The organism is Nitrospirota bacterium (assembly GCA_004296885.1).
In the GTDB taxonomy this organism is placed as follows: domain Bacteria; phylum Nitrospirota; class Nitrospiria; order Nitrospirales; family Nitrospiraceae; genus SYGV01.
The window spans coordinates 170303-192289 of sequence record SCVN01000008.1; the positions used below are offsets into that span (position 1 = coordinate 170303).

The 21987-nt window shown below is 63.3% G+C and carries 25 protein-coding genes; 1 reads left to right on the forward strand and 24 read right to left on the reverse strand.

What is annotated here, in order from left to right:
- Positions 1-142 precede the first annotated feature (142 nt).
- From EPO61_05920 to EPO61_05995, 16 genes are all read right to left on the reverse strand, one after another.
- Positions 143-1117 carry a ketoacyl-ACP synthase III gene (locus EPO61_05920; protein TAJ09591.1) on the reverse strand — a complete coding sequence of 325 codons (975 nt, stop codon included), beginning with the start codon at positions 1115-1117 and terminating at the stop codon, positions 143-145.
- Complete coding sequence (gene plsX / locus EPO61_05925; GenBank protein TAJ09592.1) at positions 1114-2148, reverse strand: phosphate acyltransferase PlsX; 1035 nt, start codon at positions 2146-2148, stop codon at positions 1114-1116. Before plsX ends, EPO61_05920 begins: the two co-directional genes overlap by 4 nt.
- A 190-nt stretch (positions 2149-2338) precedes the next feature.
- Entirely contained in the window at positions 2339-2524 is a 186-nt protein-coding gene (locus EPO61_05930) for a 50S ribosomal protein L32 (GenBank protein TAJ09593.1), read from the reverse strand.
- A 39-nt stretch (positions 2525-2563) separates the two neighbouring features.
- Positions 2564-3148, reverse strand: coding sequence for a DUF177 domain-containing protein (locus EPO61_05935; protein TAJ09594.1), 585 nt, complete (start codon positions 3146-3148; stop codon positions 2564-2566).
- Between the two features lie 101 nt (positions 3149-3249).
- Positions 3250-3420: a 30S ribosomal protein S18 gene (gene rpsR, locus EPO61_05940; protein TAJ09595.1), complete on the reverse strand. Its 171-nt coding sequence runs from the start codon at positions 3418-3420 to the stop codon at positions 3250-3252.
- 90 nt (positions 3421-3510) lie between these two features.
- Positions 3511-3903, reverse strand: coding sequence for a single-stranded DNA-binding protein (locus EPO61_05945; protein TAJ09596.1), 393 nt, complete (start codon positions 3901-3903; stop codon positions 3511-3513).
- On the reverse strand, positions 3900-4232 hold the full coding sequence (rpsF, locus tag EPO61_05950) for a 30S ribosomal protein S6 (GenBank protein ID TAJ09597.1): 333 nt from the start codon (positions 4230-4232) through the stop codon (positions 3900-3902). Before rpsF ends, EPO61_05945 begins: the two co-directional genes overlap by 4 nt.
- A 139-nt stretch (positions 4233-4371) precedes the next feature.
- Positions 4372-5463 (reverse strand): redox-regulated ATPase YchF, encoded by a 1092-nt coding sequence (ychF, locus tag EPO61_05955; protein ID TAJ09598.1) that lies wholly within the window; start codon positions 5461-5463, stop codon positions 4372-4374.
- Positions 5464-5488: 25 nt separating this feature from the next.
- Entirely contained in the window at positions 5489-6094 is a 606-nt protein-coding gene (locus EPO61_05960) for an aminoacyl-tRNA hydrolase (protein ID TAJ09599.1), read from the reverse strand.
- Positions 6095-6096: 2 nt separating this feature from the next.
- A complete protein-coding gene (locus EPO61_05965; GenBank protein ID TAJ09600.1) occupies positions 6097-6885 on the reverse strand; it encodes a 50S ribosomal protein L25 in 789 nt (262 codons plus the stop codon).
- A gap of 219 nt (positions 6886-7104) precedes the next feature.
- On the reverse strand, positions 7105-8046 hold the full coding sequence (locus tag EPO61_05970; protein ID TAJ09601.1) for a ribose-phosphate pyrophosphokinase: 942 nt from the start codon (positions 8044-8046) through the stop codon (positions 7105-7107).
- 133 nt (positions 8047-8179) lie between these two features.
- On the reverse strand, positions 8180-9109 hold the full coding sequence (gene ispE / locus EPO61_05975) for a 4-(cytidine 5'-diphospho)-2-C-methyl-D-erythritol kinase (protein ID TAJ09602.1): 930 nt from the start codon (positions 9107-9109) through the stop codon (positions 8180-8182).
- A gap of 33 nt (positions 9110-9142) precedes the next feature.
- Positions 9143-10528 carry a sigma-54-dependent Fis family transcriptional regulator gene (locus EPO61_05980; GenBank protein ID TAJ09603.1) on the reverse strand — a complete coding sequence of 462 codons (1386 nt, stop codon included), beginning with the start codon at positions 10526-10528 and terminating at the stop codon, positions 9143-9145.
- Positions 10513-12222: a PAS domain S-box protein gene (locus EPO61_05985; protein TAJ09604.1), complete on the reverse strand. Its 1710-nt coding sequence runs from the start codon at positions 12220-12222 to the stop codon at positions 10513-10515. Before EPO61_05985 ends, EPO61_05980 begins: the two co-directional genes overlap by 16 nt.
- 143 nt (positions 12223-12365) lie before the next feature.
- The gene (locus tag EPO61_05990; GenBank protein ID TAJ09605.1) at positions 12366-13577 is read right to left on the reverse strand and encodes a type II secretion system F family protein; all 1212 of its coding nucleotides are present in this window, start codon (positions 13575-13577) and stop codon (positions 12366-12368) included.
- Between the two features lie 79 nt (positions 13578-13656).
- A complete protein-coding gene (locus EPO61_05995; GenBank protein TAJ09606.1) occupies positions 13657-14223 on the reverse strand; it encodes a CDP-alcohol phosphatidyltransferase family protein in 567 nt (188 codons plus the stop codon).
- 161 nt (positions 14224-14384) lie between these two features.
- On the opposite strand from EPO61_05995, the gene EPO61_06000 reads away from it, so the two are divergent.
- Positions 14385-14696, forward strand: a complete 312-nt coding sequence (locus tag EPO61_06000) for a hypothetical protein (protein TAJ09607.1) — start codon at positions 14385-14387, stop codon at positions 14694-14696.
- Between the two features lie 81 nt (positions 14697-14777).
- On the opposite strand, the gene EPO61_06005 is transcribed toward EPO61_06000, so the two are convergent.
- From EPO61_06005 to ftsZ, 8 genes are all read right to left on the reverse strand, one after another.
- Positions 14778-15755, reverse strand: coding sequence for a hypothetical protein (locus EPO61_06005; GenBank protein ID TAJ09608.1), 978 nt, complete (start codon positions 15753-15755; stop codon positions 14778-14780).
- 466 nt (positions 15756-16221) lie between these two features.
- The gene (locus EPO61_06010; protein TAJ09609.1) at positions 16222-17343 is read right to left on the reverse strand and encodes a class A beta-lactamase-related serine hydrolase; all 1122 of its coding nucleotides are present in this window, start codon (positions 17341-17343) and stop codon (positions 16222-16224) included.
- Positions 17344-17441: 98 nt separating this feature from the next.
- Positions 17442-17930: a DivIVA domain-containing protein gene (locus EPO61_06015; protein TAJ09610.1), complete on the reverse strand. Its 489-nt coding sequence runs from the start codon at positions 17928-17930 to the stop codon at positions 17442-17444.
- Between the two features lie 19 nt (positions 17931-17949).
- The gene (locus EPO61_06020; GenBank protein TAJ09611.1) at positions 17950-18246 is read right to left on the reverse strand and encodes a YggT family protein; all 297 of its coding nucleotides are present in this window, start codon (positions 18244-18246) and stop codon (positions 17950-17952) included.
- Positions 18246-19142 (reverse strand): pyrroline-5-carboxylate reductase, encoded by an 897-nt coding sequence (proC, locus tag EPO61_06025; GenBank protein ID TAJ09612.1) that lies wholly within the window; start codon positions 19140-19142, stop codon positions 18246-18248. The genes EPO61_06020 and proC overlap by 1 nt, the downstream gene beginning before the upstream one ends.
- A complete protein-coding gene (locus tag EPO61_06030; GenBank protein TAJ09691.1) occupies positions 19069-19743 on the reverse strand; it encodes a YggS family pyridoxal phosphate-dependent enzyme in 675 nt (224 codons plus the stop codon). The genes proC and EPO61_06030 overlap by 74 nt, the downstream gene beginning before the upstream one ends.
- 125 nt (positions 19744-19868) lie before the next feature.
- The gene (gene pgeF / locus EPO61_06035) at positions 19869-20780 is read right to left on the reverse strand and encodes a peptidoglycan editing factor PgeF (GenBank protein ID TAJ09613.1); all 912 of its coding nucleotides are present in this window, start codon (positions 20778-20780) and stop codon (positions 19869-19871) included.
- Between the two features lie 4 nt (positions 20781-20784).
- A complete protein-coding gene (gene ftsZ / locus EPO61_06040; GenBank protein ID TAJ09614.1) occupies positions 20785-21981 on the reverse strand; it encodes a cell division protein FtsZ in 1197 nt (398 codons plus the stop codon).
- Between the last annotated feature and the right edge of the window lie 6 nt (positions 21982-21987).

Here is a 21987-nt window from a genome sequence, read left to right on the forward strand (position 1 = left end):
TGTCAACGAGAAAAAAGTTCCATCAGCGATCCGCTTTCAACGGTCCGCTCTCAGCAATCAGCCCTCAGCAAACAGCAAAACATTTGCTCCCGATACCCACAAGCTGATCGCTGACGGCTGACGGCTGACAGCCCCCTTCGTGTCACCAGCGGACGATCGTCGAGGCCCAGGTCAGCCCGGCCCCGAAGGCCTCCATCAAGACCAGACTGCCCTCGGTAATGCGCCCTGCCTTGACCGCTTCATCCAGCGCCAACGGAATGGAGGCGGCTGAGGTGTTGCCATACCGCTCCAGATTCAGCATGACCTTCTCCAGCGGAAGCCCCAGCCGGGAAGCCACGGCTTTGATGATCCGCATGTTCGCCTGGTGCGGCACCAACAAGTCCAGATCGGCCGCCGTCAGATTGTTGGCCGCCAGGGCCTCGCGGACGCTGTCCTCCAAGGTCTTCACCGCCACCTTGAAGGTCTCGTTGCCTTTCATCTTGATGTACTGTTGCCGCTCCGCCACCATCTTTTCTGAGGGAGGCATCCGTGAGCCTCCGCCATGCACCGCAATGAGGTCCCAGAGCCCGCCGTCGGAATGGAGGTGGGACGAAAGGATGCCCCGATCGCCTTCCGAGGGACCCAACACCGCGGCCCCGGCTCCGTCGCCGAACAGCACGCAGGTGTTCCGATCCGTCCAGTCCGTCACGACCGACATGACCTCGGCCCCGATCACCAGCACGTGCCGCGTGCCGGTCCTGACGTAGGCATCGCCCACCCCCAGCGCATAGAGAAACCCGCAACAGGCCGCCGAGATGTCACAGGCCGCCGCGCGGACGGCGCCCAGCCGGTGTTGGACCAGGCAGGCCGTGGAGGGCACGGGGTAATCGCCCGTGCAGGTCCCCAAGAGAATGAGGTCCAGATCGGCGGCCGCGACGCCGGCCGCCGCTAGCGCCCGCTCCGCCGCCTTCACGGCCAAGTCGGAACAGGCCTCGCCCGGCGCCGCGAGACGGCGCTCGCGGATGCCGGTCCGTTCCATGATCCAGGCATCCGACGTCGCCACCATCCCTTCCAGATCGGCGTTCGTCAAGACCCGCTCCGGCACGTAGGACCCGGTGCCGAGGATGCGGGCCCTCACGCGGGCGCTCCCGGATTGGTCGTCCGCTCGTGCTGAGCCAGACTCTCTTCGATGTCGCGCTGGATGAGCTGGTTCACGGAGCTGTCCACCAGACTCTTGGCCCGGCGGATGGCATTCTTGATGGCCTTGGACGAGGAGCGGCCGTGGCAGATGATGGTGATCCCGTTGACGCCGAGGAGGGGCGCGCCGCCGAATTCCGCATAATCCATCCGCCGGCGCAGCCGCAGCAAGGGCGCGGCGATGAACGGATATGAGAGCCGCCCCAGGAACGAGCCGGCGATCTCTTTGAGCAGCAACTTCTTGATCGTGTCCGCCAACCCTTCGGAGATCTTGAGCGCGACGTTGCCGATGAACCCGTCGCAGACGATCACATCGGCGCCTCCGCTGTACACATCCCGGCCCTCCACGTTTCCGACGAAATTGATCGGGCTGGCCTTCAGCAACTTGAACGCTTCCTTGGTGACTTCGTTGCCCTTGCTGTCCTCCTCCCCGATACTGAGCAGGCCGATGCGCGGATTGGGTGTGCCGAACACGGACTTCCCATATTCGTTGCCCATCAGGCCGAATTGGTGCAAGTGTTGCGCGTTGCAGTCCACGTTGGCGCCCACGTCCAACATGATGGCGCTGCCATCCAGCGTGGGCAAACTGACGGCGATGGCCGGCCGCTCCACGCCTTTGATCACGCCCAGGACGAAGAAGGCCGCCACCATGCTGGCCCCCGTGTTGCCGGCGCTCACGACCGCGCTGGCCTCGCCCGCCTTGACCAGCTCCGTGGCCACCCAAATCGAGGAGTCCCGCTTCTTGCGGGCCACCAAGGCCGGCGACTCGTGCATACCGACGGTTTGCGGCGCATGGACGACGGTCACACGACGATCATCGGACGCACCCAGCCGGCGCAACTGGTCTCGGATCTGGGGCTCGTCCCCCACCAGGACCACGTCGAGGGCCAGTTCCTTGGCCGCTTGCAGGGCGCCTTCGACGTTCGGAGCCGGTCCGAAGTCTCCGCCCATCGCATCTATGGCGATTTTCATGGCAACAATTGGCTCGCGCTGCGCCCCAACGGCATCTGCGAGCTAGAAAGAGAAGAACTGCGGTTGCAGGATGGTCAAACAGGAACGCCGACGAAGCCGCAGCGAGCAAGGAGGTTCCGCGCGCGCTTTACCGTACGTGGGACCTCCGAGCGACGCGAGAACAAAGCAGGCGGCCTGTTTCACCATCCTGCTAGGACTCTTCGACGGCGATGACCGCATTGCCTTTATAGGTCCCGCAGTTGAGGCAGGTATAATGTGGGCGCTTGGGTTCATGACACTGCGGACACACGGACAAGCCCGGAGGCGTGATCTTGGACTTGCTCGTCCTCCGCTTGTCCCGCCTGGCTCTGGATAGCTTATGTTTTGGATTTGGCATCGTGGCTCCTCACTCGTTGCGCTGGCTTCGACTCACACCTCACACCCTCGGACGTTTGGGTGCACTCTCCGTCAGTTTCTTCAACACCGCGAAAGGGCTGTCCTGCCGCTCTCCGGGACAGTCGCACTGACGCTCGTTCAAATCCTGCCCACAGGTCGGGCAGAGTCCCCGACAATCTTCACGGCAGAGCGGCTGCATGGGCGTGGCCAGGATGATCTGCTCCCGCAGCATCTCGGCCAACTCCAGCCGGTCCCCCACCAGCGAGTAGGGCTCCTCTTCCGCCTCGAGGGAGGCCTCGGATTCCTCGTCCTCGCTGCGCGGCTTCGCCCGCTTCGGCTGCGACTTCGCCGGCGGCTCTTCGCCCCGATAGTCGGCCGTGAACGGGATGCGGGCCGGCTCGTCATAATCGTTCAGACAGCGGACGCACTGGCGCACGAACGTGCCGGCCAACAGGCCGCTCACATGCACGGTCCGGCCGGCCTTCGCGATCTCGACCGCCAGGTCGAACTCCCCGCGCACGCGGGCGTCGCCGGGTTCCAGTTGCAGCTCATCAGGCTGCGTCGTGCAGGTCAACTGCAACCCTTCAGCCGGAATCTCTGAGAGGTACGGGCTGGGTAACGCCATGAGACTCGTCACGCCTCCTCGACGCACCGTGACCGCTCTATACCCGGTCGCCATCGAGAAGTCAAACCACAGCGGGGCGCGCGCCCCGCCGGTGATCGTGCCTACCGCTCCTCGGCGAACGCCAGCATGGCGATCGAGCGCGCGCGCTTGATCGCGATCGTCAACTCCCGCTGGTGCCCCATGCAATTGCCGGAAATCCGGCGCGGAACGATCCGGCCACGCTCTGTGAGAAAATTTCGCAACAGACCGATATCTTTAAAATCAATCGGCATCTTCTCGTGGCAGAACCGGCAAACCCGCCGGCGCTGAAATAACCGTCCTCGCTCCACTCGTCCCTCCGTTGTCGTTCCAACCGCGATCAGTTATTGGGGTATGTCTTCTTCGTAGCCCGGCTCTTCCGCATGCGCCGCCTCCCCGCCCGCCTCCTGCCGCTTGGGCAGGAAGTTGACGGTCTGGGCCACGACCTCGTGCTTGCTGCGCTTCTGTCCGTCTTCCGTTTCCCAGCGGCGCTGCTGCAGCCGACCGTCCACGATCACGCCGCTGCCCTTGCTCAAGTACTGTCCGCAGTGTTCCGCGGTCTTCCCGAACACCACGATGTCGATAAAACAGACCTCTTCTTTGAGCTCCTCACCCTGGCGAAACTTGCGATTGACCGCCAGGCCGAAACTGGCCACCGGCGTCCCGCTGGGCGTGTAGCGAAGCTCGGGGTTCTTCGTCAGGTTCCCGATCAGGATGACCTTGTTGAACCCGGTCACGCCGCCGGCTCCTTGACGTCGTTCGCCGGCTTGTTCGCGGCGCCCAACTCCTGCTTGACCGTCAAGAACTTGAGAATGGAGTCTTCGAGACGGTAGGACCGTTCCAGCTCGTTCACGACCCCGCCCGCGGACTTGAAATGGAAATAGACGAACGTACCCTTGCGCTCGCGCTTGACCTCGTAAGCGAGCTTCTTCTTGCCCCAATTCTCAAGCTTGAGAAGCGTGGCCCCGGACTTCTCCAGGACGCTCTTCATCTTTTCGATGAGCTTGTTGGTGTCTTCGTCGGAAAGCGTGGTGCGGACGACAAAAATAGACTCGTAGATCGACATACTCAGACCTCCTCATGGACCATTGCGCACATGGGCCCCAGGGCCTGGCCTGGAGCGAGGGGCACGGAAATCCCGTGCGGAGGATCGGACCCTACCACAGCCCCGGAGAAGCTGTCAAATACGGCAGCCGGAGCGCCCCTCATACGTTGAACCGGAAATAGACGATGTCCGCTTCCTTGATCACATAATCTTTGCCTTCCAGCCGGAACAGGCCCTTTTCCTTGACGCGGGCTTCCGAGCCGCAGGCGAGCAGATCGTCATAGTGGTAGACCTCGGCCCGGATGAACCCCCGCTCCATGTCGGAGTGGATCTTCCCGGCCGCCTGCGGGGCCTTGGTCCCCGTCACGATCGGCCAGGCGCGAGACTCCGTTTCCCCGGCGGTAAAGAACGTCGTGAGGTTTAGCAAGGCATAGGCTTCGCGCGTCAGCCGCACGAGGCCGGACTCCGCCAATCCCATTTCCTTCAAATAGTCGGTCCGCTCGGCCTCCGGCAGGGATGCCAGCTCCGCCTCCAGTTGGCCGCAGATCGTCACCACCCGCGCCCCGCGACGGCCGGCAAACTCGCGCACCTGGTTGACCAGCGGCTCGTCGGCCACGGTCTGTTCCGACACGTTCGCCACAAACAACACCGGTTTGGCGGCAAGCAACTGACAGTCGTCGAGCATGGCCCGCTCTTCCGGCGTGAAGGACAAGTTGCCGAGCCACTCTCCCTTGTCGAGCCGCTCCATGAGCACCTGCATAAAGGCCATCTCCGCCGCCGCCTTCTTATCGCCCGCCCGCACCTTCTTCTCGGTCTTCTGCTTGCGGCGATCGAGCGTTTCCAGATCGGCCAGGATCAGCTCCGTTTCGATCGTGCCGATATCGCGGAGGGGATCCACGCTGCCGCTCACATGCACCACGTCGGTGCCTTGAAAGCACCGGACCACGTGCACGAGGGCATCCACCTCACGGATATGCCCCAGAAACTGATTGCCCAGCCCCTCCCCCTTGCTCGCCCCTTCGACCAGGCCCGCAATGTCGCGCACTTCCAGAGTGCTGGGCGTCGTCTTCTTCGAGGAAAAGATCTCCGTGAGTTTCAGCAAGCGAGGATCCGGCACCGGTGCGATCCCGGTGTTGGGGTCCACCGTCGCGAACGGATAATTGGCCGCGAGCGCAGTGCCGCCCACGAGCGCGTTGAAGACGGTCGTCTTCCCCACGTTCGGCAGCCCGATCATTCCGCAACACAAACCCATTGAGACTCCTCGTCCTTACGATCGGCTATTCGCCATCAGCCATCGGCTCTTTGGCGTTAAATTGATTCATGGCCACCGCAACGCCCTCGGCCAGCAGACACTCCAGCGCCAGCACGGCTTGCTCGATCATCGCGTCGACTTGAGGCCCTTCGTCCGCCAAAAATGGAGCCAGCACATAGTCGGCCGCCTCGATCCCGACGGGCGGGCGTCCGACGCCGAGCTTCACCCGACAAAACTCGTCCGTGTCCAGGGTGGTGATGAGGGAGAGGATGCCGTTATGACCGCCGGGACCTCCACGGCACTTGATGCGCAGGCGCCCCAGCGGCAGATCGAGGTCGTCGTGGACGACAATCACGTGGTCGGGCAACTGCTCGGCGGAAAGACCGAGGGCCTCCACCATCGCCTTGACGGCGGGCCCGGATTGATTCATCCAGGCGAGGGGCAAGGCCAGGGTCACGTCTACCCGCTTGTCCGGCGGCCCAACCAGGCCGCGGCCTTGGCGTGCAACTCCGATCGGCTTGAGCGGGATCGCCCAGCGTGCCGCCGCGCGCTCCAACGTCCGAGACCCGACATTGTGCCGGGTCTGCGCATAGCGATCGCCAGGATTGCCGAGCCCTACAATCAGACGCAAGTCTACTTCTTCTTTTCCTCCTTGCCCCCTTCTTTCTTCTCACCGGCCTTGGCGCCGGCGGCCGCTTCCTTCTTCTCGCCCTTCTCACCGGCCTTGGCTTCACCACCGGGCGCAGCCGCCTTCTCGGCCCCTTCCGCCCCTTCTTCCTTGCCCTTGCCGATGACTTCCGGCTCCTTGCCTTCTTCCGCCCCGGCGCCGCTGGTCAACAACGCTTCCAGCTTGGCTTCGGAGATCGGCGCGACCACGCTCACGACCATCTGTTCGGCCTCGTCCAGAACCTTGACGCCTGCGATCACCGTCAACTCCTTCACGTGCACGCCCTGGCCGATGGCCAGGTTCGAGGCGTCCACTTCGATCGCGTCCGGCAGCGCGGCGGGCAAGCACTCGATGTGCAACTCGCGCAAATTGTGGTGCAGCACCCCGCCTTCCTTCACGCCGGCCGGCATGCCCCCCACGACGCTGACGGGCACCTTGACCCGGATCGGCTTGCTCATGGAGATTTCGAACAGGTCCACGTGCAACAACTCGCCGGACACCGGATCGACCTGATACTCCCGCAGGAGCGCGGTCCGATTGGGTTTGGACGCAGCCCCTGTGAGGCTCAGGTTGATAAGCGCCGTGCTGCCGGCATGGCCGCGCAGAACCTTGATCACCGCCGTCGGGTCCAGCGTCAGCAGGAGACATTCCCCTTCACCGTAGAGCACGGCCGGCACCTTGCCGCTCCGCCGCAACTGACGGGCCGCCCCCTTACCCGCTTTTTCTCTGACCTCTGCCGTCAAGTCGAATTTCATGATCTTCCTCCCACTCGAGGCGCAACCGGCCTCCCTACCAAACTTTGCTTGAACCGCCGCGTACGATCATACCGCGGCGGAGAATTCTTGTACCGCCCGTGACGTTCACCCGCTCCATACCCCGCCTAGCCCAAGCCTGTTCCCCTCCCGTTGAGGCAGTGACGCTCCAGGCAGCTTAAAGTGGAGGTGGGGCACATTGGCTGCCCCTTGTGGCGGGCGTTACGCAAAGAGCGAGCTGACTGATTCCTCCGCGTGGATTCTGGTAATGGCTTCGCCCAATAGGGGCGCTACCGACAGCACCCGCAACTTGGGGCACTGTTGTTCTTTCCCGTTCAACGGGATCGTATTCGTCACCACGACTTCCGTCAGACACGAGGCCTGCAACCGCTCCAACGCCGGACCGGACAGGACCGGATGGGTACAGCCGGCCCAAACGTTTCGAGCTCCTTTGTCCGCGCAGGCCTGGGCGCCCTGCACGATCGTGCCGGCCGTGTCGATCATATCGTCCAGCAACAAGGCATTGCGTCCTTCGACGTCGCCGATGATGTTCATGACCTGGGCGTTGTTCGGCCCCTCGCGCCGCTTGTCGATGATCGCCAGTTGTGCCTGGAGACGCTTGGCGAAGGCCCGCGCCCGCTCCACTCCGCCGGCGTCCGGCGACACCACGGTCAAATCCTCGCCCCCCTGTTTGCTGATGTAATCCAGCAAGACCGGCAGGGCATAGAGATGATCCACCGGGATGTTGAAAAATCCCTGAATCTGCCCCGCGTGCAGGTCCATCGTCAGTACCCGGTCGGCGCCCGCCGTCGTGATCAAATCCGCCATCAACTTGGCGGTGATCGGCACCCGCGGCTGATCCTTGCGGTCCTGCCGGGCGTAGCCGAAGTAGGGAATCACCGCCGTGATCCGATAGGCCGAGGAGCGCTTGAGCGCGTCGATCATGATCAAGAGTTCGAGGATCGCCGTATTGACCGGGGGGCAGCAGGACTGCATGACGAATACGTCGGCGCCCCGGACGTTTTCCTCGATCCGGACCCGAATCTCTCCGTCGCTGAAGGAGGAGACCGTCGCCTCACCGAGGGCGATGCCCAGATACCCGCAAATTTCCTTGGCTAAAGCCGGGTTCGAGTTCCCGGAAAACAACTTCAGCGTCTTTTCCATGACACCCCTCCTTCAAATCGGCGCACCAAAGCCGCCCTCCCTCATTGGGTGGTCATGACAAGAATCGCCACTGTATCGGAAAAGAAAGGAGCCTGTCAACCGACCGGCAGGCGCTGGGCGGTTCGATCCGAGTCTAGCCGCAGGTCAGAGGGCCTATTCCGGCCGGAGCCGCAAAGGCCCGGCGGCCCTCGGACCGGCCCACCAGATCCCTGGCGCGAACCGCCGTCGCCTCGTCATGAAAAATGCCGAAGACGGTGGCTCCGCTTCCGGACAGCAACGCCCCTTCCGCCCCGGCGAGCAGCAACTCCGTCTTGAGCGCGGAGAGGGCCGGGTGGGCCGGGGCCAAGGCGCCTTCGAAATCGTTCTCCATCAGCGGCACCACCTCGCTCCACGACAGCCGGTCGCGCCCCACGAGCTTGACGAGCGCCGCCGAGAGCGGCCGCACCCCGCGGCGCGACTCGGCCAGGCGCTGGTAGGCCCAGCGCGTCTCGATGGGAAACCCCGGGTTCACCAACACGACCCATCGCGTACCGGCCAGCGTCAACGGGGCCACGTCCTCGCCCCGACCCCGCACCCGGGCGCAAGGCGCAAATAAAAAGAACGGCACATCGCTGCCCAGCGACTCCCCCAGCTTGGCCATTTCGCTGACGGACCAGCCGAGGCCCAGCAGGTGATTCAACGCCACGATGGTTGCCGCGGCGTCGCTGCTGCCCCCGCCGAGCCCCCCGCCCATCGGAATCCGCTTGGTCAGATGAATGTCCACCGCCTGGATCGGGCGGCCCTGCGCCGCCGCCTGCTCCAGCACCATCTCGGCGGCGCGCCGGACCAGATTGCGCCCGTCCGTCGGCAGAGTCGGATCGTCGCAGGCAAGCTGGACCAGGGATGCACCAGCGGGCTCCGTCATGAGCCGAACATGCAGGTCGTCCTCCAAGCCCACCGTATGCATGAGGGACCAGAGGTTATGGTATCCGTCGGGCCGCCGGTCCAGGACCCGGAGGATTAGGTTCACCTTGGCCGGAGCCCGGACCAGCACCGTTCGCTCGCCCATGCTGCTATTCATCATTCATCGCTTATCGTTCAGCCTTGTAGCCGTGCCTCACTCGTCCCGGCCGCCTTTGATGGCATACTTCTCGAGGCGATAGCGGAAGGAACGGGTATTGAGTTTCAACAGCCGCGCCGCTTTCTTCTTGACCCACCGGGCCCGTTCCAGGGCTTTGAGCAAAAGATCCTTTTCGATACGGTTGATCAGCTCTTCCAAATCCAGCCCGTCCGTCGGCAGATCGGTGGGATAGCCGGCCTGGGGCTGGGCCGCCGGCCGGTGGAGCCAACTGTTGATGTCCTCCTCCGTAATCTGAGGGCCGGAGGCGAACGCGACCGCCCGCTCGATGAGGTTTTCCATCTCCCGCACGTTGCCCCGCCATTCATGTTCCAGCAGCAGATGCATGGCCCCGGAGGTCAGCTCCGGGACCGGCTTGCTGCTCGCCTTGGCGAACCGCTCCAGAAAATGTTTGGCCAGCAAGGGGATATCTCCCGCGCGCATGCGCAAGGGCGGTAAATTGATCGGGATCACGTCCAGCCGGTAATAAAGGTCTTCGCGGAAGCTGCCGTCCGCCACCGCCTTCTCCAGATCCTTGTTGGTGGCCGCGACGATGCGCACGTCCACTTTCAGGTCGCGGGTCCCGCCGACCCGGCGAAACTCGCGCTCCTGAATGACCCGCAGGAGCTTGACCTGCATGGTCGGCGTGGTTTCGCCGATCTCGTCCAAAAAAATGGTCCCGCCGTTGGCGACCTCGAACAAGCCGGCCTTGTTGGACACCGCCCCCGTGAACGAGCCCTTCATGTGTCCGAACAACTCGCTTTCCAACAACGGCTCCGGCAAGGCCCCGCAGTTGATGGCGACGAAGGGGAGCCGGCTGCGCGCGCTGTTGTAGTGGATCGCGCGGGCCACCAACTCCTTGCCCGTCCCGCTTTCTCCGCAGATCAGCACGTTGCTCTTGCTGTCCGCCACCTTGCGGACCATGTCGAACACCTTCTGCATCGCATCGCTCTGCCCCACGATCTGGGCAAACGAGGACTGGCTGGCCAGTTCCCGCTTGAGCAACATGTTTTCGGTCGAGAGCCGCCGCTTCTCCAGGGCATTGCGGATGATCAACTGGACTTCGTCCACCTGGAACGGCTTGGTCAGGTAGTCGTACGCGCCCCGCTTCATCGCCTCGACCGCGGTCTCGGTGGACGCAAACGCGGTGATGACCAGCACCACCGTGTCCGGGGACGAATCCTTGACGGCCTTGAGCACGTCCAACCCGCCCACCTTCGGCATCTTGAGGTCGGTGATGACCAGGTCGAAGATGTCCTTGCCCAACTGGGCAACGGCTTCCTCCCCGTCGGCGGCGACCGTCACGGCATACCCCGCGCGCTTGAGCATGATGCTCAGCACATCCCGCATACTCTGTTCGTCGTCAACGATCAGGATCTTTTCCACGGTTCCCTACTCCATGGTTCTCGTCCTTCGTGCCAGAGGCGCGGCCCCTCCTGGGCCGACACCGGCAGGCACACCACGAAACGCGAGCCCTTGCCCTCCTGGCTGTCCACTCGAATCCAGCCGCCGTGCAGATCCACGATCCGGTGCACGGCGGCCAGCCCAAGTCCGGATCCATCTCTCTTGGTCGTGAAGAACGGCAGGAAGATCTTGTCCAGCGCGTCGCTCTTGATGCCCTCCCCCGTATCGTGGAAGGCGATTTCGATCACGTCGCCGCTCCGTGCGCCGGCCCCGACCCACCGACGCCCCGTCGAGATCGTGAGCTGGCCGCCCGCCGGCATGGCCTCGAAGGCGTTGGTGGCCAGGTTCCAGAACACCTGCTTGATCTGATCCGGGTCGACGCGGGCGGTCATCGGGCCCGGTCGCAGATGCGGAGTGATCTGGATATCCGTCCGCGAGGCCGCTTGATGACGGACCAAATCCAGCGTTTCGCTCAGCACCTCGTTCACATCGCACTCCTTGAGATTGAGCGCCGGGGGCCGCGCATAGAGCAGGAACTCCGTAATGATGGCGTCCAGCCGCGTCGCTTCGCGTACGGCGATGTCCATGAGGCGCGCGTTCGTTTCCTCCAGCACGACATCCCGCCGCAGCATTTGCATCGCGCCGGCCAGCGCAGCCAGGGGATTGCGGATCTCGTGCGCCATGCCGGCCGACATTTCGCCCAGTGTGGCCAGCCATTCCCGGCGGCGCATCTCCTCCTCCATATCCCGGATCTGGGTCAAATCCTTGAACATCCCGACCATGCCGGTCTGGACCCCCTGCTCCGTCAGAGGCGACAGGGTCATGCCCAGCACCAGCCGGGTGCCGTCGGCGCGCTTCCCCTCCGCTTCGAACGTGTGCGGCGCAGCCAGGGTGGCCGGGACCGTGTCGAAGAGATCTCCCTGTTGCCAATCAAAGACCTCCCACCAGGGCCGGCCCAACACCGCCTCCAGAGTATACCCGGTCACCTCCCGCGCCGCGCGGTTGAACGAGGTGATTCGTCCCTCCGGATCTGCGGCAAACAAGCCGCTGCTGATGCTTTGCACGACGTTTTCGTGGAATGCCTGCAGGCGGAGCAGCCCTTGCTCCTTTTCGATCAGCGATTGGCCGGTGCGCCGGAGCTGTTCGGCCAACGTCCCGCTGAGCCAGCCCACCAGGACCAGGGCCAGGCCGTTCAACGACAGCGTCTGGATGGCTTCCGCCGCGGACAGCCGGCTGTGCAGCAGCCATCCGCGGCCCGCCAGGAGCCCGTAGAGCTGGATGTTGGTGAGCACGCCGAACAGAATCACCGAGACCCCGGCCGTGATCAGTCCGCCCCGGCGTCGGAGGATCAAGCTTGCCAGGGCGACGGTGATGACGTACAGCGGGGAAAACGGGCTTTCGATGCCCCCGGTGCTGGCGACCAGAAACGTCTCCAGCAGCAGATCCATCCCCACCTGAAAGGAGGCGAAGGGCCGGAGCGCCTGGGGTTCGGTCACATACCGGAGCGCCAGCGCATAGGCGATCGTGATCGCATAGGTGAAGACGATCAGGGCGTAAAACGTGAACACCAGCTCGCCCTTGGCGATCTGGAAGGCCAGCGAGAGCCCGAGCAGCAGCGTCACCACCACCACCCGCAGGCCCATCAACCAATGCAGCTTGCCCCGCAGGTCTTCCATAGGCTCCTGGGTTCAGCCGCTGTCCGGGGACAACGACGCTCACGTGAGAGACGGTCGCCGACAGCTGAGGCGCACGCGCGGACGATACGTTGACGCGTTGAGTGAGGCGAACCTGCCGCTGGCGACCGTGGGCGACATGCCGGCTAGCCGACGACCGATGCCATCTTGAAGATCGGCAAATACATGGCGACCACGATAAAACCGATCGTAGTGCCCAGAAACACCATCATCATGGGTTCCAAGAGTGCGGTCAGCGAGGCCACCGCCGCATCCACCTCGTCGTCATAGAAATCGGCGATCTTGTTGAGCATGGTATCCAAGGCGCCGGTGGACTCCCCGACAGAGATCATGTGGATGACCATCTTCGGAAAGACATCGCTTTTCGACAGGGGTTCCGCCACCGTTTTCCCCTCGCTGATACTGCTGCGCGCCCCGATGATCACTTCCTCCACCACCTTATTGCCCGATGTCTTGGCGGTGATGCTGAGACCCTCCAGAATCGGCACGCCGCTGCTGATCAAGGTGCCCAACGTCCGCGTGAACTTGGCCACCGAGGCCTTGCGGATCAGGTCTCCCATGACCGGGATCTTGAGCGCCAGCTTGTCGATGTTGTAGCGTCCCTTGGGCGTCGCATAATATTTTTTCAGACCGGACACCCCGGCCGCCCCGCCGATCACCATATAGACGATATAGGCCTGCACAAAATCGCTGGCGTCGATGACCAGCTGGGTCGGCCCCGGAAGGCCGGCCTTTCCGCCGGACAGATCCGTGAACATTTTGGCAAAGATGGGAATGACCCAGACCATCAGCACGGCGATCACGATGATCGACACGCCCAGGATGGCGGCCGGATAGACCATCGCGGACTTGATCTGGGCCTTGAGCTTCATGGCTTTTTCCATGTGCACCGCCAGGCGCACCAGGACCGTATCCAGCAACCCGCCGATTTCGCCGGCATGGATCATGTTCGCATACAGCTCGTCGAAGGCTTTCGGCTTCTTCTTGATCGCGTCGGCAAACGTGGAGCCGCCCTCCACGTCCAGTTTGATTTCCCCGATGACTTTTCCGAACACCTTGTTCTCGGACTGCGTGGAAAGGATCTCCAGGCACTGGATGAGGGGCAGCCCGGCGTTGATCATGGTGCCGAACTGACGGGTAAAGATCACCACGTCCCGGTCGGTGATACCGCCGCCGCCGAACCCGAACTTGCCGCCTTCTTTTTTTTCCTGGAGGGACGACACGACGATGCGCTGTTGGCGGAGCTGTGCGGCCGCCTCCTCCTTCGTCTTGGCGGCCACGTCACCCTTCTTGGTGACGCCCTGCGCGGTTCGCCCGACATACGTGAAGACAGCCATCAGTCCCCCATCCTTGCAAGCCGGCCCGCGACAGACGCCGGAGCCACGTGAGGCCGTTGCATTCGCCGCCCGCACCGGCTCATGCTTCTCTCGTCCTCACAGGCACCGCGCCTCGGAAGAGGTAGCGATAGAGGTAATGGCCCCCGGAGAGAAAGGTGACTCCGACCATGAGATAGAGGAGCGGCGCCAGCATCTGCAGGTCCATGCGGCGGGAGGACAGGGCCACGACCAGGAGCAGATAGGATAGTTGAAACAGGGTCGTCGCCTTGCCCCACACCGAGGGAGAGATGTCCACGCGCTGGACGGTCCACCGGGCCAACAGCGTGGCGGTCATGAGCAGCAGATCGCGGCTGACGATCAGGATCGTCACCCAGACCGGCACGAGGTGGAGCAGGGACAGGGTCACAAACCCTGCGGTCAGGAGCAGTTTGTCGGCCAAGGGATCCAGGTAGGCGCCGACCTTGGTCTGCTGATTGGCGACCCGCGCGATGGTCCCGTCCAGGCTGTCCGTCAAGCCGGCAATCACCAACACCACCAGCGCCGCGTCGAAGCGCTGATCGCCGAGCAGGCTCACGAAGACCGGAACGAGGAGAATGCGCAGGAGGGTCAGGCTGTTCGGCACGTTCATGACCGAATTGGCAGACACAAACGCCCTCCCGCGGAATTCCGTTGAGGAACAAGCTGGAGAATAATATGAATAGGGGCCGCACGTTGTCAACAAAGGTTGAACTCCGGCGAGGGCCTGACTATAATCACAGCTGGCGACTCAAGCGACCGAATCACGGACGGAGCGAGACGGAGGCTGGCGTGACTCTTCCCCTGACCTTCAAAAAAGAGGGTGTTGTCGAGCGGCATCAGATCGAGGGGACCGACCCCAGCGATCGCTACTTCAACCGGTCGGTGCTGGTCAGCCGCGTGGCGCAAGGCTATGCGGGGAAGGTGATGTACGAGGCCCTGACGGTCGACGGGGACACCCAGCCCACGATCGGCGCGGCCGTGAAAAGCCTCGTGGAGAAACTGCAGGCCTTTGGCTTCCGCCGCATACGCACCCGCCCCAATTTCAAGGGCCGCCGGTACCTGGCCGAGAAAGAAACCTGGACCGACTACCCGGACGCGTAACGCAGACGATCTGCTGCCGCGGCTATCCAAAGTCCATCCCCATCCGAGGCCGCGGTCAGCAGAATCGAATGGTTAAACCTCCTAATCCCATTGATGAAACGTAACACTCTTTGGATGCACGATTCTGAAGCTTTTGGACACACCATCGCCAGCATATCCACTAGTAGAGGAGCCAAACTCCGGCGCGCCATTTTGGGGCCATCCGATAAGGATTGACCCATACAAATTGGAATCCAATAGTTTCCGATTAGGGGCCGCATTTGTCAGCCGTAGCGTAGCCCGAGCGAAGGGGTGCTCCTCCCCAAACGTATAATTCGGCAGCCGAGCGGCGGCAATCACCGCCTTGCCTAATACCTCGCATTGGATATCTTTTGCCTCGATTGATGCCGGGGAAACCGCTTTCAGAAATTGACTCAAATCACGAGAACAGTTCAGCACAAACATCACGATTTCCCAAGCGAGTGCCGTAGCGGAGAGTACTGGATAAGTGTGATGGAAAGTGGTGCTTGGGCAGATAACTCCATCCTCAACACCCTCAATGAAATACCCGTGGAGGCAACCGGATACTCCTGAGTATGCAAACTCAGTTGAAAATATTCTGATCCGCGACTGCTGATGCTTTATCGCATTCGCAGCCGCAGAAACCAGCCGCTTGTGCTTTTTTATCCCACTTTGAAGATTCCGATAATCTGCTTCCTTCGTCCCCGCATTTGAGCGTGCCAAGAACGCGGTTGCGATTGAATCGATGTCGTCAACATGCTCAGCTGCGGCGTAGAACGCCGATTCGATATAGTCGATGAGCTCCTGCATGACGTCATCATTTGCCTTGGAAGGCGTTACGGTGCCCGAAGCACGGAAATATTGTTCGAGACGAGTGCAGAAACGAATCACGCGATCACACACTCGTGAGACAGAGACGTTGTAAATGCCCATAGGCGGCCTGAGATTGCTTACTTGCTTGAAAAATGTCTCATCCATCATCGCGGCCAACAACGAGTGCGCTTCCAGGCTCGATTGCGCATTCGGAGCGATATCTACTTTAAAAATTGGCTTCACCACGATCTCCAGTAGGTCGAACTATTGAATATACTGACCGACGTAGCACACTCGTGCAGACTACACATTATCGAGTAGTTTTCCGCTGATTTCAGTGACTTGTCAACGAAGCCCACAGCGCAGAGGTCGCGTACTATGCTGGTCGGCATAGTCCCATTTCTCAATTTTGAAACGTGCTCCGAGCAACGGGGACCGGCCTACAAGCGGTCGGTCCCCGTCACTCTCTTTTTTTAGAGCCGCAGAACCTTCCACAAGGAGGCATGTGCCTGGAGCGAACGTCCGCCGGAGCGGCGGGGTCCCCGCCCGGCGTCAGGAGAAGGAAAGCTGGAACTGACCACCGCACCGTGGTCGCAGGCCACGGCGACGGGAATTCCAGAAGGCTTCCGCTCCTGACACCGTGGAAGGGGTGCCGCGAGAGGCGCGAAAGCGAGAGGCACATGCCTCCGTCCATCCTTCGCCGGAAGAGCCATCAGCCCTCGGCCACCAGCTCTTTATAGATGATGTCGTGAATCTTCGGGCGAAACTCCCGGATCTTGTCGTTCTTCCGCGTCGGGTGGACGCGGTTCGACAGCAGGACCACCTCCAATTCCCGCTCCGGATCGACCCAGAGGGACGTGCCAGTAAATCCGAGGTGGCCGAACGACTTGGGCGAGAACTTCGTGCCGGATGAGGACGGCGGCGAGGGACTGTCCCACCCCAAGCCCCAGCTCGATCCAGGCACGATCTCCTGCCTGCTGGTGAACCGCCGCGCGAGGTCCGCCCGCAGCAAGGACGGCTTGCCCGTCACTGCATCCAACCAACAGCCGGAGACGGCCAGCACCGCCTCGGCTGTCCCGAACAGGCCTGCATGGCCGGCAATCCCCCCCAACGCGTAGGCATTTTCGTCATGCACTTCCCCCCGCAGCATCCGGCCCCGCCAGGGATCGTCCTCCGTCGGCGCGATCGTCTCGACCGCGACACGAGCAGGCCCTCCCGTTGTCGGCAGGAAGCAGAGCGGTTCCGCATTGATCGGACCATAGACCCGCTCCCGGATGAAATCCGCCAGCGACCGGCCGACCAGCCGTTCCACCAGCAGGCTCAAGAGCATAAACCCCAAATCGCTATAGATCGCTTTGGTTCCGATCGGCGCCGCGAGTGCTTCCGCTCCGATCAATTGCAGAACATAGTCCTTCGCCGCCTGGCTGCCGAGAAAACCCGGCTGGAGCTTGTCTTGTTCGGCAATCCGTTCGTAAAAGGGGCACCAGGCGGGAAGCCCGGAACTGTGGGTCAAGAGGTGCGCGATGGTCGCCCGACCGACCGGACAGCTTTGAAGTTCAGGAAGATAGCCCTGGACCGTAACGTCCAGGTCGAGTCGCCCGTCTTGAACCAGGCACAGGAGGGCGGTGGCGGTGGCGAGGGGCTTGGTCAGCGAGGCCAGGTCATAGATCTGGTCACGATGAAGCGGCTCCGGCGTTGGCACGGTAGCTGCGAGGCCGAAGGCCCGATGGTACCGGACCGCGCCCCGGAACCGGACCAGCAACACCGCCCCGGGGAAGACACCGGCCTCCACCGCAGATTGCATGGCGCCGGCAATCGGATCGGACGCATCCATCGTCACCCATCAGGGACACAAGGCATTGAGAGGCACAAGGCAGGTACGCGGGTATAGCAGGGGCAGGCCCCGGAACGGCCGTCAGGAAGGCGGCACGGTCAGCCGCCGATCAGCTTTTCCGCCTGGTCCGCGTGCGCCTCGTCGCCCATCTCGATCTCCACCATCCGCTCAAACGAACGCAGGGTCGAGCGCAGCCGCTCGATGGCCATAAGCCGTTGTTTGCGCAGGTCCAGAATCTCCCGCTGGGTGCCGGCAAGTTCGGCCTGAGCTTCACGGACCAGCTCCGCCGCCTTCAACTCCGCTTCCTTCATGATGAGCTCGGCATCCCGCTGCGCCGCCTGCTTGAGATCGTCCGTGAACGCCTGCGCGGTCACCAGCGCGTGGCTGAGGGTGGATTCGGACTTCTTGAGGACAGCCAGTTGCTCTTCGGTGGCCGCCAATTTGTCGCGCAGGGCTTGGTTCTCGCGCGTGAGCCCCTCGACCGTTTGCGCCAGATCTTCGAGGAAGTGATCCACTTCCCGCTTCGAATAACCGCGCAGGCTGGTCCGGAACTGCATTTGCTGGATGTCGAGCGGCGTAATTTTCATGGCGCACCTCTCTAAAGGCTCAGTGCATGCGGGCGGCGAAATCCTTGAGCGTTTGCACCACGGCCAATTGCAGGAACATGATAATCAAAAACGCGATGATCGGCGACACGTCGATGCCCATCCGCCAGCCAAGCTTCCGCCGGATCGGTCCCAGGACCGGCTCGGTGGCGCGATCCAGAAACTGTACGATCGGGTTCCACGGGTCCGGGTTGACCCAGGAAATCAAGGCCCGCGCGATGATCACCCACATGTACAGCCAGAGCACATAGTCCACGACCGTCGCGAACGCGTTGAGCAGATTGCCGGCGACAAACATCAGCTTCCCAGCTCCTTGGATCGGTTCGTTGCCGCCTCGACCGCCGCGATCAGAGTCGCCCTTAGCCCCCCCTGCTCCAGCTCGTGCAACCCGGCAATGGTCGTACCGCCCGGTGACGCCACACGGTCTTTCAACCGGGCCGGATGCTCCTCCGTCTCCAGCACCATCTTCGCCGCGCCTAGCACGGTCTGGGCTGCCAGCAGGGCGGCCACGGACCGGGGCAGGCCCATCTTCACCCCTCCGTCCGCCAGGGCTTCGATCGCCAGAAATACATAGGCCGGTCCGCTGCCGCTCAGGCCGGTCACCGCGTCCATGAGACGCTCCTCGACCATCACCACCCGTCCGACGGATTCGAAGAGCGTCCGCGCCAGCTCCGCATCCGCTTCGCTCACGCCGGACCCGCAGGCGATGGCGGACATGCCCTCGCGCACCAAGGCGGGGGTATTGGGCATCACCCGCACGACACGCGGCGCCTTGTCTCCCAATTTTTCAAACCGCCGACCAAGACTCCCGATGGACCAGCCGGCGGCGATCGAAATGACCAGACGGCCCGGCAGAACCGGCGCAAGGTCGTCCAGCACCGTCTCCATCATTTGCGGCTTGACCGCGAGCAGGACCACCTCGCCCCAGGCCGCCGCCTCCTTGTTGTCGGCGCCGGCCAGGATGCCGAACCGGCTCTTCATGAGATCCCGTCGCTCCTGGCTCACGTCGGCCGCACGCACCAACGACGGCTCGCAGCAGCGGGAGGCGAACAGTCCTCCCAACAGCGCTTCCGCCATCTGGCCGGCCCCGATAAAGGCCAGTTTCTTGGAGATCGTCCGATCAGCCACGTCTCGCTCCGAAAATCGCGGTGCCCACACGGACCATCGTGGCGCCTTCTTCCACCGCCACGGCATAATCCTGCGACATCCCCATCGACAGTTCCTTCACGTCTTCGTACGGCAGCGACAAAACCAGCTCGCGCAGACGCCGGAAGTAGGGCCTGGCCGCCTCGGGATCGGTTGCAAGCGGCGGCACGGCCATCAGCCCCTGCACGGAGAGATTCGGCAGGTCTTTGATCGCCGCCACCGCTTCGGCCACCGCAGCGGGAGCCAGCCCCCCCTTGGTCGCCTCCTCTCCGATGTTCACTTCCATCAAGACCGCCTGGACGAGCCCCGCTTCCGCCGCTCGCCGGTTGATCTCCGCAGCGAGATCCAGGCTGTCCACCGAATGGATCATCTGGAACCGCCCGACCACCGCCTTCACCTTGCGCCGTTGCAAGCGGCCGATGAAATGCCAGGCGATCCCCTGACAGTCCCCCACGGCCTCGATCTTCGGCAGCGCTTCCTGGAGCCGGCTCTCGCCCAGAAGATGCACGCCGGCCTCGATGGCCGACCGGACCAGATCCGGCGCGACGGTCTTGGTCGCCGCGATCAGGCGAACCGCTTCGGGCCGGCGGCCCGTGCGCAGCGCCGCCTGCCGGATGTTGTCAAAGACCGCCCGCACATTGCGGGCGATGGCATCCGGGCTTTGTGCGTCCGCCACATTCACTCAACGATGAAGGCAGAAGGCTGAACGATGCTTGCGACTGCGTAGGAGTAATGGATGACATGTTACACCATTCATCGTTCGGCCTTCATCATTCATCGTTTCTTCGAGCGGCTCGTCAGCAGGATGCCGCTCACCATCGTGCCTCGGGCCGTCCCTTCGCGACGATAGGAGTGAAACAACGCCGGGTGGCAGATCGTGCAGGCGTTGACCGTCCGGATGGAGGGACGGGCCGCCCCCATGGCCTGGGCCTGGCGCAGGAGCAGGTCACGCAAGTCCAACAGCCAGGTTCCCGGGCCCGTCTCCCGCACGACGAGAGACCAGTCGGGGAACCCCTGGCGCAGCTGCGCCAGCACCGGCTCGTCCACTTCGTAGCAGCAGGAGCCGGCCGATGGGCCGATGCCAATCCGCAGCGCGCCGGGGTCCGAACCGAACCGTTCCTGCATCACCGCCAGGGTGCGCGGCAGGATGCCTGCAACGGCGCCCCGCCAGCCGGCATGGATCGCCGCCACGACCCCCTCACGCGGGTCATGCACCAAGATCGGCACGCAATCGGCCGTCTTGACCGTGAGCCAGACCTCCCGCTGGTTCGTCACCAGCGCATCCCATCCGCCGGCAAAGGTCTCGCCCGGCTCGACCGGCCGATCCAGCACCAAGGCCTCCGTGCCATGCACTTGCGTGACCGACACCACCAGACGCGCAGCCTGGTCCGGGCGGCCCGCTTCATGTCGCGTCCCGAAGAAATGCCGGACGCCTTCGCGCGCGTCGGCAAACGCCGGAACCGTGATGTGTCCCTTGCTCATCTCTTCTCCCCACACAGCCTGGCAGGTCCTCGGCAAGGACTTCGCCAAAAGAGCGGTCAGCCCGACCAAGCCTCTCGGCGAAGGAAAGCCGGAACTGACCGAGGCACCGCGGCATGGCCGCGGCCGCGGGAATTCCGGAAGGCTTCCTCGCCGAGGGGCTCGGAGGGCGGCCCCGGAGGTGCGGACGCGCCGAGGACCTGCCATGGCCTCAGTCCGCTTGCTTTCTCAGAAACGTGGGCACGTCCCACTTCTCGTTTTCGTCCATGACCAGACCCAACCGCTCTTGTCCTTCCCGCTGCGCGGACAATTTGCGGAGGAAGGTCGGGCGTTCGAGGTTTTTCTTCGGCGCCTCCGCCGACGTTTTGGCGCCCACGCCGGCCAGGGCCGGTTGCGGAGCGCGCGCCGGGGCCGGGCGCTCGAGCAAGGACCGCTCCGGCAGTCCGGCCTCCTCCCGGTCGAATCCGGTGGCGATCACGGTCACCACCAGCTCTTCGTTCAGCGCTTCGTTGATGACCTGCCCGACGATGATGTTGGCTTCGGGATCGGCCGTTTCGCGGATGATCGAGGCCGCCTGGTCCACCTCGTGCAGGGTCATGTTCAGCCCGCCCGTGATATTGAGCAGCACGCCCCTGGCGCCGGCGATGCTCCCGTCCTCCAGCAAGGGGCTGGAGATGGCTTTTTGCGCCGCCTCGACGGCCCGGGTCTCGCCCCGCGACACGCCCATGCCCATCACCGCCCGGCCCGTGTAGGTCATGACCGTCCGCACATCCGCGAAGTCCACGTTCACGTGGCCCGTCGTGGTGATCACGTCCGCGATACCCTTGATCGCCTGCAACAACACATCGTCGGCCACCTTGAAGGCCTCCAGCATCGAGGTGCTCTTGTCCACAATCTGGAGCAGGCGCTGGTTCGGGATGACGAGCAGCGTGTCCACGTGCTTCTTGAGTTCCCGGAGCCCGTCCTCGGCGTGGCTCATCCGCCGGTTGCCTTCGTAGGTGAAGGGCTTGCTCACAACCGCCACGGTCAGGATGCCCAGTTCCTGCGCGATCCCGGCAACCACCGGCGCGGCCCCGGTCCCGGTGCCGCCGCCCATGCCGGCCGTGACGAAGACCATCTCGGCGCCCTCCAGGCTCTCCCGGATGCGGTCCTTGCTTTCCATCGCCGATTCCCGGCCCACTTCCGGCTTGGCGCCGGCCCCCAATCCCCTGGTCTTCTCCGGCCCCAGCTGGATTTTAAACGTGGCCATGGAACGGCCCAACGCCTGCACGTCTGTGTTGGCCGCGATGAACTCGACCCGGCCGAGGCCGGAGCCGATCATCGTATTGATCGCATTGCAGCCGGCCCCCCCGACCCCGACGACCTTGATCCGGACCGGCATGATGTCTTCTTCTTCAAATGAGAACATCGTGCT

Bases quoted from the DNA above. Each gene is read 5' to 3' on its own strand.
- EPO61_05935 (TAJ09594.1), bottom strand. From the start codon at position 3,148: ATGGCGTTACCCAGCCCGTACCTCTCAGAGATTCCGGCTGAAGGGTTG.
- EPO61_05985 (TAJ09604.1), bottom strand. From the start codon at position 12,222: ATGGAAGACCTGCGGGGCAAGCTGCATTGGTTGATGGGCCTGCGGGTG.
- EPO61_06010 (TAJ09609.1), bottom strand. From the start codon at position 17,343: ATGGATGCGTCCGATCCGATTGCCGGCGCCATGCAATCTGCGGTGGAG.
- plsX (TAJ09592.1), bottom strand. From the start codon at position 2,148: ATGAAAATCGCCATAGATGCGATGGGCGGAGACTTCGGACCGGCTCCG.
- EPO61_05970 (TAJ09601.1), bottom strand. From the start codon at position 8,046: ATGGAAAAGACGCTGAAGTTGTTTTCCGGGAACTCGAACCCGGCTTTA.
- EPO61_05990 (TAJ09605.1), bottom strand. From the start codon at position 13,577: ATGGCTGTCTTCACGTATGTCGGGCGAACCGCGCAGGGCGTCACCAAG.
- EPO61_05965 (TAJ09600.1), bottom strand. From the start codon at position 6,885: ATGAAATTCGACTTGACGGCAGAGGTCAGAGAAAAAGCGGGTAAGGGG.
- EPO61_06020 (TAJ09611.1), bottom strand. From the start codon at position 18,246: ATGTTTGTCGCCGGCAATCTGCTCAACGCGTTCGCGACGGTCGTGGAC.
- rpsF (TAJ09597.1), bottom strand. From the start codon at position 4,232: ATGTCGATCTACGAGTCTATTTTTGTCGTCCGCACCACGCTTTCCGAC.
- rpsR (TAJ09595.1), bottom strand. From the start codon at position 3,420: ATGCCGATTGATTTTAAAGATATCGGTCTGTTGCGAAATTTTCTCACA.
- EPO61_06015 (TAJ09610.1), bottom strand. From the start codon at position 17,930: ATGAAAATTACGCCGCTCGACATCCAGCAAATGCAGTTCCGGACCAGC.
- ychF (TAJ09598.1), bottom strand. From the start codon at position 5,463: ATGGGTTTGTGTTGCGGAATGATCGGGCTGCCGAACGTGGGGAAGACG.
- proC (TAJ09612.1), bottom strand. From the start codon at position 19,142: ATGCCGTGGCGGTGGAAGAAGGCGCCACGATGGTCCGTGTGGGCACCG.
- EPO61_05930 (TAJ09593.1), bottom strand. From the start codon at position 2,524: ATGCCAAATCCAAAACATAAGCTATCCAGAGCCAGGCGGGACAAGCGG.
- pgeF (TAJ09613.1), bottom strand. From the start codon at position 20,780: ATGGCAGGTCCTCGGCGCGTCCGCACCTCCGGGGCCGCCCTCCGAGCC.
- ftsZ (TAJ09614.1), bottom strand. From the start codon at position 21,981: ATGTTCTCATTTGAAGAAGAAGACATCATGCCGGTCCGGATCAAGGTC.
- ispE (TAJ09602.1), bottom strand. From the start codon at position 9,109: ATGATGAATAGCAGCATGGGCGAGCGAACGGTGCTGGTCCGGGCTCCG.